Annotated in this window: 17 protein-coding genes; 7 read left to right on the top strand and 10 right to left on the bottom strand. The window is 72.0% G+C overall.

Translation table 11 applies throughout. The features are described 5' to 3' along the window. The first annotated feature begins 54 nt into the window (after positions 1 to 54). Entirely contained in the window at positions 55 to 384 is a 330-nt protein-coding gene (locus tag AB0C35_RS04590) for a cytidine deaminase (protein WP_358450491.1), read from the top strand. Between the two features lie 47 nt (positions 385 to 431). On the opposite strand, the gene AB0C35_RS04595 is transcribed toward AB0C35_RS04590, so the two are convergent. From AB0C35_RS04595 to AB0C35_RS04610, 4 genes are all read right to left on the bottom strand, one after another. Beyond that, on the bottom strand, positions 432 to 1,778 hold the full coding sequence (locus AB0C35_RS04595) for a hemolysin family protein (protein ID WP_358450493.1): 1,347 nt from the start codon (positions 1,776 to 1,778) through the stop codon (positions 432 to 434). Position 1,779: 1 nt separating this feature from the next. Next, on the bottom strand, positions 1,780 to 2,256 hold the full coding sequence (gene ybeY, locus AB0C35_RS04600) for an rRNA maturation RNase YbeY (RefSeq protein WP_358450496.1): 477 nt from the start codon (positions 2,254 to 2,256) through the stop codon (positions 1,780 to 1,782). Continuing rightward, positions 2,256 to 3,230, bottom strand: a complete 975-nt coding sequence (locus AB0C35_RS04605; protein WP_358451103.1) for a PhoH family protein — start codon at positions 3,228 to 3,230, stop codon at positions 2,256 to 2,258. The genes ybeY and AB0C35_RS04605 overlap by 1 nt, the downstream gene beginning before the upstream one ends. A 259-nt stretch (positions 3,231 to 3,489) precedes the next feature. Beyond that, entirely contained in the window at positions 3,490 to 3,834 is a 345-nt protein-coding gene (locus AB0C35_RS04610; protein ID WP_358450499.1) for a histidine triad nucleotide-binding protein, read from the bottom strand. Positions 3,835 to 4,182: 348 nt separating this feature from the next. Here AB0C35_RS04610 and AB0C35_RS04615 point away from each other — a divergent pair, with 348 nt between their 5' ends. Then, complete coding sequence (locus AB0C35_RS04615) at positions 4,183 to 4,725, top strand: SigE family RNA polymerase sigma factor (RefSeq protein WP_358450502.1); 543 nt, start codon at positions 4,183 to 4,185, stop codon at positions 4,723 to 4,725. Then, the gene (locus AB0C35_RS04620) at positions 4,722 to 5,435 is read left to right on the top strand and encodes a hypothetical protein (protein ID WP_358450505.1); all 714 of its coding nucleotides are present in this window, start codon (positions 4,722 to 4,724) and stop codon (positions 5,433 to 5,435) included. Before AB0C35_RS04615 ends, AB0C35_RS04620 begins: the two co-directional genes overlap by 4 nt. Before the next feature lie 28 nt (positions 5,436 to 5,463). Here AB0C35_RS04620 and AB0C35_RS04625 read toward each other — a convergent pair whose 3' ends face one another. The 3 genes from AB0C35_RS04625 to hrcA all read right to left on the bottom strand — a co-directional run bounded on the left by AB0C35_RS04625 (position 5,464) and on the right by hrcA (position 8,454). Next, positions 5,464 to 6,195 carry a 16S rRNA (uracil(1498)-N(3))-methyltransferase gene (locus AB0C35_RS04625; RefSeq protein WP_358450508.1) on the bottom strand — a complete coding sequence of 244 codons (732 nt, stop codon included), beginning with the start codon at positions 6,193 to 6,195 and terminating at the stop codon, positions 5,464 to 5,466. Between the two features lie 111 nt (positions 6,196 to 6,306). Further along, the gene (gene dnaJ / locus AB0C35_RS04630) at positions 6,307 to 7,440 is read right to left on the bottom strand and encodes a molecular chaperone DnaJ (RefSeq protein WP_358450511.1); all 1,134 of its coding nucleotides are present in this window, start codon (positions 7,438 to 7,440) and stop codon (positions 6,307 to 6,309) included. After that, on the bottom strand, positions 7,441 to 8,454 hold the full coding sequence (hrcA, locus tag AB0C35_RS04635; RefSeq protein ID WP_358450514.1) for a heat-inducible transcriptional repressor HrcA: 1,014 nt from the start codon (positions 8,452 to 8,454) through the stop codon (positions 7,441 to 7,443). A gap of 213 nt (positions 8,455 to 8,667) precedes the next feature. On the opposite strand from hrcA, the gene AB0C35_RS04640 reads away from it, so the two are divergent. Then, positions 8,668 to 9,495 carry a DUF3097 domain-containing protein gene (locus AB0C35_RS04640; protein ID WP_358450517.1) on the top strand — a complete coding sequence of 276 codons (828 nt, stop codon included), beginning with the start codon at positions 8,668 to 8,670 and terminating at the stop codon, positions 9,493 to 9,495. Positions 9,496 to 9,511: 16 nt separating this feature from the next. Here AB0C35_RS04640 and hemW read toward each other — a convergent pair whose 3' ends face one another. Further along, positions 9,512 to 10,720, bottom strand: coding sequence for a radical SAM family heme chaperone HemW (gene hemW / locus AB0C35_RS04645; RefSeq protein WP_358450520.1), 1,209 nt, complete (start codon positions 10,718 to 10,720; stop codon positions 9,512 to 9,514). A 30-nt stretch (positions 10,721 to 10,750) separates the two neighbouring features. After that, a complete protein-coding gene (locus tag AB0C35_RS04650; RefSeq protein ID WP_358450523.1) occupies positions 10,751 to 11,200 on the bottom strand; it encodes a hypothetical protein in 450 nt (149 codons plus the stop codon). A 354-nt stretch (positions 11,201 to 11,554) separates the two neighbouring features. Between AB0C35_RS04650 and AB0C35_RS04655 the strand changes: the two genes are divergently transcribed. The 3 genes from AB0C35_RS04655 (at position 11,555) to AB0C35_RS04665 (ending at position 14,585) form a co-directional block, all read left to right on the top strand. After that, positions 11,555 to 12,436 carry a hypothetical protein gene (locus AB0C35_RS04655; protein WP_358450526.1) on the top strand — a complete coding sequence of 294 codons (882 nt, stop codon included), beginning with the start codon at positions 11,555 to 11,557 and terminating at the stop codon, positions 12,434 to 12,436. A gap of 77 nt (positions 12,437 to 12,513) precedes the next feature. Then, positions 12,514 to 13,926, top strand: coding sequence for a hypothetical protein (locus AB0C35_RS04660; RefSeq protein WP_358450528.1), 1,413 nt, complete (start codon positions 12,514 to 12,516; stop codon positions 13,924 to 13,926). Between the two features lie 143 nt (positions 13,927 to 14,069). Continuing rightward, the gene (locus tag AB0C35_RS04665; RefSeq protein WP_358450531.1) at positions 14,070 to 14,585 is read left to right on the top strand and encodes a DUF4870 domain-containing protein; all 516 of its coding nucleotides are present in this window, start codon (positions 14,070 to 14,072) and stop codon (positions 14,583 to 14,585) included. Between the two features lie 77 nt (positions 14,586 to 14,662). Here the strand turns inward: AB0C35_RS04665 and lepA are convergent, their stop codons facing one another. Next, complete coding sequence (gene lepA / locus AB0C35_RS04670; RefSeq protein WP_358450534.1) at positions 14,663 to 16,501, bottom strand: translation elongation factor 4; 1,839 nt, start codon at positions 16,499 to 16,501, stop codon at positions 14,663 to 14,665. Between the last annotated feature and the right edge of the window lie 26 nt (positions 16,502 to 16,527).

Below are 16,527 nucleotides of genomic sequence, written 5' to 3' on the forward strand. Positions count from 1 at the left end.
GGGGCAGCCCACGCGGCCGCAAGTCCCGTTCCCGATGCCCGTACGCTGGGGGACGTGAGCGAGCTGAACGCCGAGGACGCGAAGATCATCACCCTGGCCAGGTCGGCCAGGGCCCGCACGAACGCCGCCGAGGGCGCCGCCGTGCGCGACGAGACGGGCCGCACCTACTCCGCCACGAGCGTGGACCTGCCGTCCCTGAAACTCTCCGCCCTCAAGGTCGCCGTGGCGATGGCCGTCTCCAGCGGCGCCGAAGACCTGGAGGCCGCCGCCGTCGTCACCACCGGCACCCCCGCCCCCGCCGACGTGACCGCCGTCCGGGACCTCGGCCCCAAGGCCCCCGTCCTGGTGGCCGCCCCCGACGGCACCGTCCAGGCAACTCTCTGACCAACCGGTCCACTGACAACCGGTCCACTGACCAACCGGGCCTCTGACTAGCCGGTCCGGTCGGGACCCCCGGCGTCCGCCGCGTCGGCCGTGGACGCGCCCAGGCGCCTCACCAGGACGGTGCCGACGCGGTTGCGGCGGCCGGCGATGGTCTCGGCCTTGAGGGACAGGACGGGGCCGCCCTCGTGGCCGTCGGCGGCGCCGGAACCGACCTCCGCGGTGGAACCCTCGATCGGGACGCGCCCCAGGGCGTGGGCGAGCAGGCCGCCGACGGTCTCGACCTCCTCGACGTCCATCTCCACGCCGAACAGTTCGGCGAGGTCCTCGACGGGGAGGCGGGCGGTGACGCGGGCGGCGCCGTCCGGGAGCCAGGTGACCGGCGGGGTCTCCCGGTCGTACTCGTCGGTGATCTCCCCGACGATCTCCTCCAGGATGTCCTCGATGGTGACCAGGCCCGCGGTGCCGCCGTACTCGTCGATGACGACCGCGAGGTGGATCTGCCGGGCCTGCATCTCGCGCAGCAGCTCGTCGATCGGCTTGCTGTCGGGCACATAGGTGGCGGGCCGCATGACCGAGGCGACGGTCTCGACCGACTCGCCCTCCCGGTGCTCCTGGCTGCGGCGGGCGACGTCCTTGAGGTAGGCGATGCCGACGACGTCGTCCTCGTTCTCGCCGACGACGGGGATGCGGGAGAAGCCGCTGCGCAGCGCGAGCGTCATCGCCTGCCGGAGCGTCTTGCCGCGCTCGATGAACACGATGTCGGTGCGCGGCACCATCACCTCGCGGACGAGGGTGTCGCCCAGCTCGAACACCGAATGGATCATCTCCCGCTCGACCGGCTCGATCAGGCTGCGCTGCTCGGCCAGGTCGACCAGGTCGCGCAGCTCCGCCTCGGAGGCGAACGGGCCCTCCCGGAACCCCCGGCCGGGGGTGAGGGCGTTGCCGAGCGCGATCAGCAGCCGGGGCAGCGGCCCGAACACCCTCGTCACCGGATGGATCACCGCGGCGCCGGCCAGCGCGATCCGGTCGGCGTGCTGGATGCCGAGCGTGCGGGGCCCGACGCCGATCACCACATAGCTGATCACGATCATGACGGCGGCGGCGGTGACGTAGGCGCGCCACGTCTCGTCCAGCCAGGAGATGCACAGGTCCGCGACGATCACGGTGGCGACCAGCTCGCAGGCGATGCGGAGCAGCAGGACCATGTTGACGTAGCGGGCCGGGTCGGCGACGACCTCGGCCAGCCGCCGCGAGCCGCGCCGCCCTTCGCGGACGATCTCCTCGACGGTGACGCGCGACACCCGGGCGAGCGCCGCCTCGGTGCCGGCCAGCAGGCCCGCCATGAAGACCAGGCCCACCGCCAGGGCGGACAGCCAGGCCTGCGTGGTGTTCACCTCAGCCGCCGCGTTTCTCCCGCCAGGAGGTCAGGAGCTCGGCCTGCAGGCCGAACATCTCCCGGTGCTCCTCCGGCTCGGCGTGGTCGTAGCCGAGGAGGTGCAGGATGCCGTGCGCGCACAGCAGCTCCAGCTCGTCCCCGGTGCCGTGCCCGGCCTCCCGCGCCTGCCGTTCGGCCACGGCCGGGCACAGGACGACGTCGCCGAGCAGGCCGGGATCGGTCTCGCCGTCCTCGTCGGCGCGGCCGGACATGTGGCCGGGGCGCAGCTCGTCCATGGGGAACGACAGCACGTCCGTCGGGCCGGGCTCGTCCATCCACTTCTCGTGCAGCTCCGCCATCGCGGCCTCGTCGACCAGCAGGACCGACAGCTCCGCCAGCGGGTGGACGCGCATGCCGTCCAGGACGTGCCGGGACAGGTCGGCGATGGCCCGCTCGTCGACCGGGACGCCCGACTCGTTCAGCACCTCGATGCTCACTACCGCCCCCGCTTGCGCCCGCCACGGCCCGCCGCGCCCGGCTGGAACTCCGGCACCTGCTTCTCGTCGTGCCGGTTGTAGGCGTCGACGATGTCGGTGACCAGCTTGTGCCGGACGACGTCGCGGCTGTCGAGGCGGCAGAAGTGGATGTCCTCGACGCCGTCCAGGATTTCCTGGACGACGCGCAGCCCGCTCAGATGCCCGTTCGGCAGGTCGACCTGGGTGACGTCCCCGGTCACCACGACCTTCGACCCGAACCCGAGCCGGGTGAGGAACATCTTCATCTGCTCGGGCGAGGTGTTCTGCGCCTCGTCCAGGATGATGAACGAGTCGTTCAGCGTCCGGCCGCGCATGTAGGCCAGCGGGGCGACCTCGATGGTGCCGGCGGCCATCAGGCGGGGGATCGAGTCGGGGTCGACCATGTCGTGCAGCGCGTCGTACAGCGGCCGCAGGTACGGGTCGATCTTCTCGTAGAGCGTGCCGGGCAGGAACCCGAGCCGCTCCCCCGCCTCCACGGCGGGCCGCGTCAGGATGATCCGGTTGACCTGCTTGTCCTGCAGCGCGCGGACGGCCTTCGCCATTGCCAGGTACGTCTTGCCGGTGCCGGCGGGACCGATCCCGAACACGATCGTGTGCTTGTCGATCGCGTCGACGTAGCGGCGCTGGTTCAGCGTCTTCGGGCGGATCGTGCGGCCCCGGCTGGACAGCACGTCCAGCGTCAGGACCTCGGCGGGACGGGCGTCGCCCTCGCCGCGCAGCATCGCCAGGCTGCGCTCGACCGCGTCGGGGGTGAGCTGGGTGCCGCCCTTCAGCAGGTCGAGCATCTCGGTGAACAGCCGGGAGACCAGGTCGGTCTCGCTCTCCGGGCCCGTCACGGTGATCTCGTTGCCGCGGACGTGGATGTCGATGCCGTCGCCGAACGCCTGCTCTATCGCGTGGAGCAGCTCGTCCCGGGAGCCCAGCAGGCTGACCATCGAATGGTCGTCCGGCACCACGATCTTGATTTGGGAGTGCGAGCCTGTCCGGTCGTCGCGTCCCGTGCGCGTTGACCTCGTGTGAGTTGATTCGACCATCAGCCGGGCCTTGCGGCCTCTCGGACCTGCCTTCTGTCTGCTCCGGGTGTCCAGGTGTACCGGTTCCATGGTACTGGCCGCCCCTGGAACCACGCGGATGGTTTTCGCCGGGGTGGGCACCGGGCGGCCGGAGCGGCCTGGGCGGCGGCGGCCGGGACGGTCAGCCGGGCGGCCAGTTGAGGCCGCGGCCGCCGAGCACGTGCGCGTGCACGTGGAACACGGTCTGCCCGGCCTGCGCGCCGGTGTTGAACACGACCCGGTAGCCGGCCTCGGCGATGCCCTCGTCCACCGCGACCTGGTGGGCCTCGCCCACGAGTTCGGCGAGCAGTTCGGCGTCGTCGGCGGCGAGCCCGCTGACGGTCGGGTGGTGCGCCCTCGGGATCACCAGCACGTGCGTGGGCGCCTGCGGGTTGATGTCGCGGAACGCCACCGTGCCCGCCGACTCCCGGACGATCTTGGCGGGCACGTCCCCGGAAACGATCTTGCAGAACAGGCAGTCGGTCATCCCTCTCCCCTCGCAGGCGGCCCGTGACCGCCCCGGAATCCTATCGAGACCCGTGCGGGCATGGCTCGCGGCGGCCCGCACTCGATAGGGTTTTCGCCGATCGACCTTCCATTGCGGTCGGCATTCCGACCGCCTACTGGTTAAGGTTGTCAGCTCAGGGCGTACCCCCCGGTTCGCAAGGCATTGCGACGCGCCCGGACCGGGCCGGGCACGCCCGATCCACGTCGTTCCGATGGCGACCGTACGAATGAACGGCCGGGGGACGGCAAAGGCGGCGGATAGGTGACCGAGGCAAACCAGGACATGCCCTTTCGTAAACCGAACGACGAGGGTGCGCGTCCAACTGACGTGACCGAGACCCTCGTGGCCAGGGGCACGGCGGGGGCGGTGGCCGCCGCCTGGGACGCCGATCAGGCGGTGACCGCGCTCTACAGCGCCAACTACCGCTCGCTGGTAAGACTCGCCGCCATGCTCGTCCGGGACGCCGGGACGGCCGAAGAGGTCGTCCAGGACGCGTTCGTCGCGATGCACGGCGGGTGGCGCCGGCTGCGCGACCCGGACAAGGCCCTGTCGTACCTGCGCCAGTCGGTGGTCAACCGGTCGCGATCGGTGCTCCGGCACCGCGCCGTCGTCGAGAAGTACGCCCCGAAGGGCCTGCCCGACGCGCCGAGCGCGGAGGCCGGGGCCATCGGGGAGCTGGAACGCTCGGCGGTCATCGACGCGCTGTCCCGGCTTCCCGCCCGCCAGCGGGAGGCGCTCGTCCTTCGCTACTACGCCGATCTGTCCGAAGCGGAGATCGCCAACGCGATGGGCATCTCCCGCGGCGCCGTGAAGAGCCATACGGCGCGCGGGATGACCTCGCTACGCAACGTCCTGGAGCAGTTCTCATGACCACCGACCCCCACGACGAGCACGGGGAGATCCTCCGCCGTGCCCTGAACGCGGAGGCGGACTCGGTCAACCCCGCAGGCGACGGCCTGGAACGCATCCGGGCCCGCATAGCCGACGGCTCCGGCCGCCGGTTCGGTCTCGGACGCATCGGTCTCGCGCGCTTCGGGCTCGGGTTCGACCGGTTCACCGTCAACTGGGCGCGTCCCGTCCTCGCCGTGGCCGCCGCCGTGGCGGTCGCCGGGCTCGGCGTGACCGCGCCGCAGACCATCGATCTCATCCAGCAGTCCGTGGGCAGCAACGGCCCCTCCGGCGAGGGCAGGAACAACACCTCCGGCGACCACACCGACGCCCAGGGGAACCCGGAGTTCCCCGGCCCGCCGTCGGCGGGCGGCACCGCGTCCGACGCCCCGAGCGCCTCGCAGACGCCGTCGTCGACCACCTCGCCGGGACTGTCTTCCTGCAGCATCCCGCCGCCGCCCGGCACCCCCACGGCCGCCGCGTCACCCAGCCCGCAGCCCGCGACCACGCCCGCCGCCACGCCGTGCCCGGGCGGGACGCCGTCGCAGAAGCCGACCACGTCGCCGTCGCCGCCGACGTCCACCTCGCCCGACCCGGACGAGCCCACCAACGCGCCGACGTCGCCCTCGACGAGCGAGTCCGCCAAGACCACCGATCAGGGCGCCGCGGGAGCCGCGGCCTCCACCCCCTGACCGGCCGGCCCTCCCCTCACGGGCGGGCCTACCAGCGGCCGGTGGCCGCCATCAGCACCGCGGCGGCCGCCACCCCGGCCGTCGACGTGCGCAGGACCGTCGGACCGAGGCGCACCGGGCGCCCGCCGGCCGCGGTGAACCCCTCCAGTTCGTCTTCGGTGATGCCGCCCTCGGGCCCCACCACCACGACGATCTCGCCCTCCGCGGGCGGTTCCAGGGCGCTGAGCCGCACACCGGCCTCTTCGTGCAGGACGACGGCGAGGGACGCCGCGGTGATCCGCGCGACGACGTCATCGGTGGACGCAAGCCCGGCGATCTCGGGCAGCAGGCTGCGCCTGGCCTGCTTGCCGGCCTCGCGGGCGGCGCCGCGCCAGCGTCCGAGGGCCTTCTCCCGGCGCTCGGGGCGCCACTGCGTGATGCAGCGGGCCGCCGACCACGGGACGATCTCGTCCACCCCGGCCTCGGTCATCGTCTCGACCGCCAGCTCGCCCCGGTCGCCCTTCGGGAGCGCCTGGACGACCACGATGCGGGGCGACGGCGGCGGCCGCCGGTGCCGGGCCAGCACGTCCAGGGTCAGGGACGCGCGGTCCGCGGCGGTGACGACGCATTCGGCCAGCAGCCCCTCGCCGTCGGTCAGGTCGACGCGCTCACCGGGCCGCAGCCGCCGCACGGCCGCGGCGTGCCGCCCCTCGGGGCCGTCCAGGACGACGCTGCCGCGCTCCAGCGCGTCCGTCCCGGCGAGGAAGACCGGCGGGCTCACGCGCGCACTCCGTGAGGGGCTTCGCCCATGTCAGTCCCCCGACCCACGATGCTCCGAGTCATGTTCCGGATCGCCGCGGCGGCCCTCGTCGTAGGCCGCCGCCACTGCTCTTCAGTGCTGGTTGAAGACGTCCTTGAGCCGCGAGAACACGCCGCGCTGACCCGGCGCGAACTTGCCGGGCGGACGCTCCTCGCCGCGCAGCACCGCCAGGCGCCGCAGCAACTCCTCCTGCTCCTCGTCGAGCCGGTTCGGCGTCTCCACGTTCACGTGGATCATCAGGTCGCCGCGGCCGCTCTCGTTCAGGTGCCGCACACCCCGGTTGTAGAGCGTGATGACCTGCCCCGACTGCGTGCCGGGCTTGATGTCGACGCTCTCGGCGGCGTCCAGGGTCTCGATCGTGACGCTGGTGCCGAGCGCCGCCGCCGTCATCGGGATCTCGACCGTGCAGTGCAGGTCGTCGCCCTCCCGCTCGAAGATCGGGTGCGGCTTCTCCACGATCTCCAGGAACAGGTCGCCGGGCGGGCCGCCGCCGGGACCGACCTCGCCCTCGCCGGCGAGCTGGATGTGGATGCCGTTCTCCACCCCGGCCGGGATCTTGACCTTGACGGTCCGCCGGGTGCGGACCCGCCCGTCGCCCGAGCACTCGGTGCACGGGTTGCGGATCACCGAGCCGAACCCGCCGCAGGCCGGGCAGGGCCGGGCCGTCATGACCTGGCCGAGGAACGAGCGCTGCACCTGCTGCACCTCGCCGCGCCCGTGGCACGTCTCACACGTGTCCGGGTGGGTGCCGGGCGCGCAGCCCGACCCCTCGCAGGCGGCGCAGGCGACCGCGGTGTCGATGGACAGCTCGCGGGTCGTGCCGAACGCCGTCTCGCTCAGGTCGAGCTCCACCCGCAGCGTCGCGTTGCGGCCGCGCCGCGCCCGCGACCGCGGGCCCCGGGACGTCGCCGTGCCGAAGAAGGCGTCCATGATGTCGCTGAACGGGAACCCGGCACCGCCGAACCCGCCGGCGCCGCCCGCGGCCGCGGACGCGAACGGGTCCGCGCCGAGGTCGTACATCTCGCGCTTCTTCGGGTCGGAGAGCACCTCGTACGCCTGGGTGATCTCTTTGAACCTGTCCTGGGTCTCCGGATCCGGGTTGACGTCCGGGTGGAGCTCCCGCGCGAGCCGGCGATAGGCCTTCTTGACCTCGTCGGCGCTGGCGTCCCGCCGGACGCCCAGGGTCGCGTAGTAGTCGTTGGCCACTTACGACCCCGCCAGGATCTGTCCCACGTAGCGTGCCACTGCCCGTACCGCTCCCATCGTGCTGGGGTAATCCATGCGTGTAGGCCCGAGCACACCCAGCCGGGCCAGAGTGAGGTCGCCCACGCCGTAGTCGGCGGCGACGACCGAAGTCGATCGGAGCCCCAGGTCGGGGTTCTCGGTGCCGATCCGCACCGTAACTGTAGAGGAATCGCCGGTCTCGCCGAGCAGCCGCATCAAGATGACCTGCTCCTCGAGCGCGACGAGGACCTCCCGCAGGCTGGGCGAGAAGTCCACGGCGGCGAGGTTGGCCGCACCGGCGAAGACGATCTTCTCCTCATGCTTTTCGACGAGCGTCTCCAGGAGCACCGACAGCACCGCCGCCGCGAGCGGCCGGTCCGCCTGGACCACCTTCTCGGGCAGGTCCGCCACCGCCGTCGGGACGTCACCGAGGCCGAGCCCGTCCAGGCACGTGTTGAGCAACGCCCGCAGGTGCCCGATCGATTCCTCGGAGACGGTGCCGCTGGTCTCGATGACCCGCTGCTCCACCCGCCCCGTGTTCGTGATCAGGACGAGCAGCAGCCGGCCCTCGGCGACCGGCACCAGCTCGACGTGCCGCACCGACGAGCGCGTCAGCGACGGGTACTGCACGACGGCGACCTGCCGGGTGAGCTGCGCGAGCAGCCGCACCGTCCGCCCGACGACGTCGTCGAGGTCGTAGGCGCCGGACAGGAACGTCTCGATCGCGCGGCGTTCGGCGACCGACAGCGGCTTGATCGTGGACAGCCGGTCGACGAACAGCCGGTAGCCCTTGTCGGTGGGGACGCGGCCGGCACTGGTGTGCGGCTGGGCGATGTACCCCTGCTCCTCCAGCACCGCCATGTCGTTGCGGATGGTGGCGGAGGACACGCCGAGGTTGTGCCGGTCCACCAGCGTCTTGGACCCCACCGGCTCGTTGGTGGAGACATAGTCCTCGACTATGGCGCGCAGGACCGCGAGTTTACGGTCGTCCAGCACCGTGTCACCTCCTTCGTCCCCGTCCATGGGCCCCCGATCGTCCGCACCGCACTGCTGGCACTCATTGCTCCCGAGTGCCAAGTGTACGACCCGCGGGGGCACTCTGGAGTGCCCGCGCGCACCCCCGTACGGCTGCGCGATCCTACCCGTATCGGACGGCGCCGCCACGCCGAGGGACGAGGGACGACGGCGCGCGGGCGTCCCGCCGGGTTAATGTGCGGACCCGTGCGGAGTAAGAAATACGGAAACGACGTGCTGGCCGGCGACTGGCGCAGGCCCCGCAAGGGCCTGATCCCCGAGGTCCCGGCCGAGCCGGGTCTGGTCGCCGAGGACCCCGCTAGCGGATTCTGCGGCGCCGTCGTCGGCTGCGACAAGTTCGGCGTCACCCTCGAAGACCGGTTCGGCAAGCGGCGCGTGTTCCCGCTGGAGAACGCGGGCTTCCTCATCGACGGCGAGCCCGTGACGCTCGTCCGGCCGGAGGCCGCGCCCAGAGGGCCGGCCCGTTCCGCGTCGGGCTCGATCGCCGTCGAGGGGGTGCGGGCCCGGGTGGCGAAGGAGAGCCGCATCTACGTGGAGGGCGTTCACGACGCCGAGCTGGTCGAGAAGATCTGGGGCCACGACCTGCGGGTCGAGGGCGTCGTCGTGGAGTACCTCGAAGGCGTGGACGACCTGCCCGCCATCGTCGAGGAGTTCGACCCCGGTGAGGAGCGCCGCCTCGGGGTCCTCGTCGACCATCTCGTGGAGGGCTCCAAGGAGTCCCGGATCGCCGCCCGGGTCTCGTCCCCACACGTCCTGATCACCGGACACCCGTTCATCGACATCTGGGAGGCCGTCAAGCCCGCCTCCGTCGGCATCCGCGCCTGGCCGCGCATCCCGCGCGGCATCCCCTGGAAGGACGGCGTCGTCGCCGAACTCGGCTGGGGCGACGACACGGGCGCGGCCTGGAAGCGAATCCTGGGCTCGGTCAACTCCTACACGGACCTGGAACCGGCCCTCCTGGGCCGCGTGGAGGAACTCATCGACTTCGTCACGGTCCCCTAGGTCAGATCGCGGACGACTAGGTCAGATCGCGGACGACGGCGTCCCCCAGAAGCCGTCCGCGCAGAGTCAGGACCGCGCGGCCCGCCTCGTACGGGCCGGGCTCGATCAGCCCGCCGTCGACGGCCCGCCGGACGGCCTTGTCGTCCAGCAGCCCGGCGGGGCAGCCCTGGGCGAGCCGCAGTTCGAGCATGATCCGCTCGATGCGCCGGTCCTCCTCGCCCAGGACCTCCCTGGCGTGCGCCGGGGTGGCGCCCTCCGCGAGACGCGCGGCGTACGCGGCGGGATGCTTGACGTTCCACCAGCGGGTCCCGCCGACGTGGCTGTGCGCGCCGGGTCCGACGCCCCACCAGTCGGCGCCCGTCCAATAGAGCATGTTGTGCCGGCAGGCGGCGCCGGGGTCGGCGGCCCAGTTGGAGATCTCGTACCAGTGCAGGCCGTGCGCGCTCAGCATCTCGTCGGCGATCAGGTAGCGGTCGGCCATGGCGTCGTCGTCGGGCGCCGTCAGCTCCCCCCGCCTCACCTGCGCCGCAAGCCGGGTGCCCTCCTCGACGATGAGCGCGTAGGCCGACACGTGGTCGGGTTCCGCGGCGAGGGCCGACTCCAGTGAGGCCCTCCAGTCGTCGTGGGTCTCCCCCGGCGTCCCGTAGATGAGGTCGAGATTGACGTGCTCGAACCCCGCCTTACGTGTCCACTCCACCACCTGCGGGACACGCCCTGGCGTATGGCTGCGCTCCAGGACGGCCAGAACGTGCTCGCGCGCGCTCTGCATGCCGTAGGAGATCCGCGTGAACCCGACTTCCCGCAATCGGGCCACATACGCCTCGTCCACGGATTCGGGATTTGCCTCCGTGGTGACCTCCGCGCCCGCCGCAAGCCCGAACTCGGCGTCGATCGCATCGAGAACACGGCCCAGATCGTCCGCCGGCAGCAGAGTCGGTGTGCCACCGCCCACGAAGACCGTCTCGACGGGCAGTTCCGCGTCGCCCAGCACCCGCCGGGCCAACCTCACCTCACCGATGGCGGTGTCGGCGTAGGAATCGCGTTCGGCGCCCGGCCCGAGCTCCGTCGCCGTGTACGTGTTGAAGTCGCAGTATCCGCACCGCGTCACGCAGAACGGCACATGCACGTAGAACGCGAACGGACGCGTCCCCAATCCCTCCAGGGCGCCGGCGGGCAACGCCCCATCAGCGGGCACGGGATCACCATCAGGCAGCGTGGAAGGCACCCTTCCAGTCTGCCCGGCCCAAGCCCCTGCTCAGTCCGCCGAGTCTTCGCGGAGCCTGTCTCGGAGCCAGTCGGGGATGTGCTCTTCGCTGCGGGGAAACCGGTCGAGGTCCAGGGCATAGGCGGACGGGGTGAGCGGCGGGGTGAAGTCGGGCTCGCCGTCGTAGTCGAATTCGGCGCTGAAATGCCCCGAGCGCTCGATCTGCAGCCGTGCGGTGAACCACGCGCCTTTGCCGCGCCGGTACATGACGCGCCGGAGCTCGTCCATCTTCCCCACGGCCTGCCCGGGAGGCATGGCCTTGTGGCGCTCGCCGTCCGGCCCCTCGACCTCGAAGGAGGCACTGTCGATGCCGACCGTGGCGCAGAACTCGAAGTCGAGCCGCTCCCAGCCCGACGGGGCGGCGGACCGCAGCGCGCGGACGGCGCCGTTCACCGTCTCCCGCTCCTTCGGAGAACGCAGAACCTGCTCGGGGTGGGTCACGCTACCTCCGGGAGGTCGTCAGATCGGTTGACCGGCACGCTACCCGTCCGACCGTACCGACTTGCGCACCGCGAGAAAGCGCAGCGCCCACCGTGTCGCGCATCACGGACGCAAACCGCGGCGGCCGCTCATCATGACACCGGCACCCGCGCACGCACATCGGCGACCGTCCGCGGCGACCCCGGCCGCCGCCCCGGCCACGCGACCGCCCCGGGTCTCGCGATCGCGTCCGAAGGCAGATTCGAGCATGCGAGAATCTGATCGCGCAGCGAGCCGAAAGGCGAGTCGGAGCGATGCAGCGATCGCACGCATTTCCCGACGATGGAGGGCCGCCGGGCCCGAAGAAGGAGGGAAATGCAATCGAACGCGGCGCCGGCTCGGGTGGTGCTGTGCGGTGAGCCTGAGGGCTGGCACTACGTGGTGGTGGACGCCTCGGGCGCCGAGCGGCGCTCCGAGTTCGCCGGGGCGGGCACGCGCTGGCAGACGGGCGCGGGGTCCGGGCCGGAGCCGGCGTGGTGGCGGCGGAGGCTCTCCGAGACGGCCGAGGGGCTGCGGGAGGTGGTCGCGGAGCGGCTGACCGACGCGACGTTCCGCGAACTGGGCGTCGAGACCGTCATCACCTGGTTCGCGGTGGACGAACCCGTCACGTGGGAGGGGCTCGTCACGCTGCGGGAGGCGGACCCGGCGCGGTTCCCCGGCCGGGTGGCGCCGTTCGTGATCACGCTGGAGCCGGGGCGCGGGGCGCTGCTGCCGGACGCGAGCCTGCTGTTCTCCACTCGGGCGCCGGACGCCTGGACGACTCTCGCCGCGGTGGCCGAGCGCTGCGGCACCCGCCCGCCGAAGTCGTCGTTCCTGTGCGGGTGGGCGGGTCACCGCAGCGTGCGCGTCGGGCGGGGGACGCTGGCGCTGTCCACGGGCCGGGGCGAGGACGGCGTGGAGCGGCTCGCGGAGATCTGCGCGACGCGGCCCGCCGGCTGGAGCGGCAACCCGGAGATGCGCCTGCGGTTCGACGGCGTCGACCTGCTCGACGAGCCCGCCGAGGACGTGGTCGCGCTGCTGGGCGAGCTCGGGCACGAGGTCGTGCGGCGGGGGCGGACGGCCCGGCTCGCCGTGTCGGGTCTCACTCTTTACGCGCCCGATGCGGCCGACGCCGCCGCGGAGCGGTTCACCGGCGTGTCCCTGCGGCCGCCGGCCACGCCGGCGCGGCTGCCGAGGCCGCTGCGGACGCGGGCCTGACGGACACACGAACCCGACACCCACGGGCGACCGGGGCGTCACCGGATCGCGACCCGGCCGGTCTAGATTCCGCGATCATGAGAAGCCGTGCGCGTCATGCCGTGCTCGCCTTGACCGGCGCCGCCCTCGCCGGTGCTCCCCTCACCGCCGCCGTCTCCCCCGCCGCCGCCGCGCAGCCGGGCACGATCATCGTCGAGCGCGGTGGTCCCGCCCGGTCGGTGCCGTTCACCGCGGCGCGGGACGGGGAGGCCGTGATCTCCTTCGCCGCGTCCGCTCCGGGCGTCTCCTGGGCCCGTGAGGGCGCCGAGTCCGCCGTCGTGTCGATCGCGGTGGACGGACGCCATGTGACCGATGTCGTCGTCCCGTCGTCGGAGCCGGTGGCCCGCAGCTTCGGGCTCGGGCACGTCCGGGAGGGCGCGCACGAGGTGACGCTGCGGTTCGCCCAGGGCAGCGCCCCGGCCGCCCGCAGCGTCGCCCTCGGCGCCACCAGCGTCCGGATGCCCACCACGGAGGCGACGGCCCTGCGGCACGCGCCCATCGTCGTCGGGCGGACGGGATGGCCGTTCGGCGACCCGTACCAGAACGCGACCACCGACACCCCGCTGATCGCCTGGCACGAGACGCGGCCCGCCGGCACTCCCGGGCACCGGGTCATCGAGTACTCGATGGTGTGGAGCAACGAGGACGGCGGCACCGACACGCCCGCGCTGATGGCGCGCTGGGGCCGCACGACCGACATCGAGTGGGTGTACCGGGTCGAGGTGGACGCGTCCGGGCGGCGCGTGGACGGCACCGCGGTCTACCAGGCGCCGCTGCACCTGACGTTCCAGTTCACCGGCCGCTTCGAGGGTGATCACCCGGTGCTGCAGACGTGCACGCAGAACAACAACCTGTGCGACGTCGTCTCGCCCGACCCGCCGCTGCGCTTCCTGCTCGACGCCTCCGGGACCCGTCCGGAGGGGCGCGCCCGCGAGGCCGTCATGGATCGTGAGCCGTGGACGTACCGTGTCGCGGCCCAGGAGATGGTGCGCGAGGGGAAGATCGAGAACCCGTCCGATCCGGCGACGCGGGAGGTCGGCGACCAGCGCACGTACCTGTTCGCCGAGTTCGCCAAGTCGACCGGTGCGGCGACCGCGTGGGGGTCGGCGCCGGGTGTGGCGCTCGGCGTCCGGCTCAAGTCCGATCCGTCCACGCTCTACCGCTCCGACCACGATCAGCCCACCTGGTCGATCGACCGGGACGGCGCCGTCGCCACCACCGTCGAACTGCCGGAGGGGACGGCGGTGTCCGACATCGCGGTGATCGAGGCGATCCGCCGTCCGACGGGGTTCGGCGACAACGGCGCACCGGCCACGGTCACGTCGGTCAACCGCGGGTTCTTCCTGGACGAGTCGTACCTCCCGCAGCCGTCGTCCATCGAATGGCGGGGGTCGGTGACGCTCACCCGGGAGAAGCCGTCGGCCGTCCTCTGGAGTCCCGGACTCGCGTGATCCCGGCCCGGTGGCGCGAAACGGCCACCGGGCGGGCGGAAGCGGGAACCCGTGCGAACTCCCGGCGCGTCCTAAGAGTCATACACTTCGCCAATAGGTCGCATAGCGAACGCGCAGAGCGAACTTAGGAGAGGACTTCCGCCATGGCCTACGGGCCTCCCCCGTCGCCCGGCCAGGGGCAGCCGCAGCAGGCCCCGTGGCAGCAGCCTGGAAACGTCTGGCAGCAGCCCCAGCAGCAGCCACCGCAGCAGCAGGCCGGTCCGGCCTGGCAGCAGCAGCCCCAGCAGCCGAGCGGGGGCACCGCCCAGATGCCCGGTCACTACGGCCCCGTCTCCGACGACGAGAAGACGTGGTCGCTCATGGCGTACGTGGGCCAGTTCCTCATCGGCGCGATCGCGCCGGCCATCGTCTACGTCGGCAAGGCGCGCTCGCCGTTCGTCCGCCGGCACGCCGCCCAGGGCCTCAACATGGGCCTCGCGGCCATCGCCGTGTGGATCGTCGGCGGACTGCTGTCCCTGGCCGTCGAGGTGCTGATCTGGCTGCCGCTGGGCTTCACGGCCGCCGTGATGTTCTTCCTCGTCTACGCGGGGAGGGCCGCCAATCGCGGCGAGTTCCGGCGGGTGCCGCCCGTGGTCGCCTGGCCCCTGCTGAAGAAATAAGTCCGTGCCGAGGGGCCCGGCGCGAAGCCGGGCCGCCTGCGGGCTGAAGCCGGGTTACTTCCGGGCGTGAAACCGGGTCACTTGCGGCCCTTGTCGGCGGGCTCGCCGCCACTGGTGGACAGCGCCGCGACGAAGGCCTCCTGCGGGACGTCCACCCGCCCGATGGTCTTCATCCGCTTCTTGCCCTCCTTCTGCCTCTCCAGCAGCTTGCGCTTGCGGGAGATGTCGCCGCCGTAGCACTTGGCGAGGACGTCCTTGCGGATGGCGCGGATGTTCTCACGGGCGATGATCCGGGCGCCGACCGCCGCCTGGATGGGCACCTCGTACTGCTGCCGCGGGATGAGCTCCTTGAGCTTGGACGTCATCATCAGCCCGTACTCGCGCGACTTGTCCTTGTGGACGATCTGGCTGAACGCGTCCACCGACTCGCCCTGCAGCAGGATGTCGACCTTCACCAGGTCGGACTCCTGCTCGCCGCTGGGCTCGTAGTCCAGCGAGGCGTACCCGCGGGTCCGCGACTTCAGCTGGTCGAAGAAGTCGAAGATGATCTCGGCGAGCGGCAGCGTGTAGCGGATCTCGACGCGCTCCTCCGACAGGTAGTCCATGCCGAGCAGCACCCCGCGGCGGCCCTGGCACAGCTCCATGATCGCGCCGATGTGCTCGGACGGGGACAGCAGCGTCGCCCGCACCACCGGCTCGTACACCGTGGCGATCTTGCCCTCGGGGAACTCGCTGGGGTTGGTGACGGTGTGCTCCGTCCCGTCCTCCATGACCACGCGGTACACGACGTTCGGCGCGGTGGAGATCAGCGACAGGCCGAACTCGCGCTCCAGCCGCTCCCGGACGATCTCCATGTGCAGCAGCCCGAGGAACCCGCAGCGGAACCCGAACCCGAGCGCCGCCGACGTCTCCGGCTCGTAGACCAGCGCGGCGTCGTTCAGCCGCAGCTTGTCGAGCGCGTCGCGCAGCTCCGGATACTGGTCGCCGTCCAGCGGGTACAGGCCGGAGAACACCATCGGCCTGGGGTCGCGGTAGCCGCCGAGCGCCTCGGGCGCCTGCCGCGACGCGCCGGTCACGGTGTCGCCGACGCGCGCCTGCCGGACGTCCTTCACCCCGGTGATCAGGTAGCCGACCTCGCCGACGCCGAGGCCCTGCACCGGCTTCGGCTCCGGGGCGATCACGCCGACCTCCAGGGTCTCGTGCGCGGCCCCGGTCGACATCATCAGGCTCTTCTCGCGCCGCGACAGCCGCCCGTCGATGATCCGGATGTAGGTCACCACACCGCGGTAGGTGTCGTACACCGAGTCGAAGATCAGCGCGCGGGCCGGCCCGTCGGGATCGCCGACCGGCGCCGGCACCTCCGCGACGATCTTGTCGAGCAGCTCGCGGACGCCCTCGCCGGTCTTGCCCGACACGCGCAGCACGTCCGACGGCTCGCAGCCGATGATCCCGGCCAGTTCCTCGGCGTACTTGTCCGGCTGCGCCGCGGGCAGGTCGATCTTGTTGAGGACGGGGATCAGGTGCAGGTCCGCCTCGAGCGCCAGATACAGGTTGGCCAGCGTCTGCGCCTCGATGCCCTGCGCCGCGTCCACCAGCAGGACCGCGCCCTCGCACGCCGCGAGCGACCGCGACACCTCGTAGGAGAAGTCGACGTGCCCCGGGGTGTCGATCAGGTTGAGCACGTGGTCGACGCCGCCGGACGTCCACGGCAGCCGGACGGCCTGGCTCTTGATCGTGATGCCGCGCTCGCGCTCGATGTCCATGCGGTCGAGGTACTGGGCGCGCATCTGGCGCCCCTCGACCACACCGGTCAACTGCAGCATCCGGTCCGCGAGGGTCGACTTGCCATGGTCGATGTGCGCGATGATGCAGAAGTTGCGGATGATCGCGGGATCGGTCTTGTCAGGCGCTGGCACCGGGGTCCGTTCACAAAATCTCAGTA

This window comes from Spirillospora sp. NPDC048819 (assembly GCF_040650055.1).
GTDB lineage: Bacteria > Actinomycetota > Actinomycetes > Streptosporangiales > Streptosporangiaceae > Spirillospora.

Excerpts from the sequence above, each read along its gene's own strand:
- AB0C35_RS04640 (WP_358450517.1), top strand. The coding sequence starts at position 8,668 with ATGTGCGGACCCGTGCGGAGTAAGAAATACGGAAACGACGTGCTGGCC.
- AB0C35_RS04665 (WP_358450531.1), top strand. The coding sequence starts at position 14,070 with ATGGCCTACGGGCCTCCCCCGTCGCCCGGCCAGGGGCAGCCGCAGCAG.
- AB0C35_RS04610 (WP_358450499.1), bottom strand. The coding sequence starts at position 3,834 with ATGACCGACTGCCTGTTCTGCAAGATCGTTTCCGGGGACGTGCCCGCC.
- AB0C35_RS04660 (WP_358450528.1), top strand. The coding sequence starts at position 12,514 with ATGAGAAGCCGTGCGCGTCATGCCGTGCTCGCCTTGACCGGCGCCGCC.
- AB0C35_RS04605 (WP_358451103.1), bottom strand. The coding sequence starts at position 3,230 with ATGGTCAGCCTGCTGGGCTCCCGGGACGAGCTGCTCCACGCGATAGAG.
- AB0C35_RS04655 (WP_358450526.1), top strand. The coding sequence starts at position 11,555 with ATGCAATCGAACGCGGCGCCGGCTCGGGTGGTGCTGTGCGGTGAGCCT.
- AB0C35_RS04620 (WP_358450505.1), top strand. The coding sequence starts at position 4,722 with ATGACCACCGACCCCCACGACGAGCACGGGGAGATCCTCCGCCGTGCC.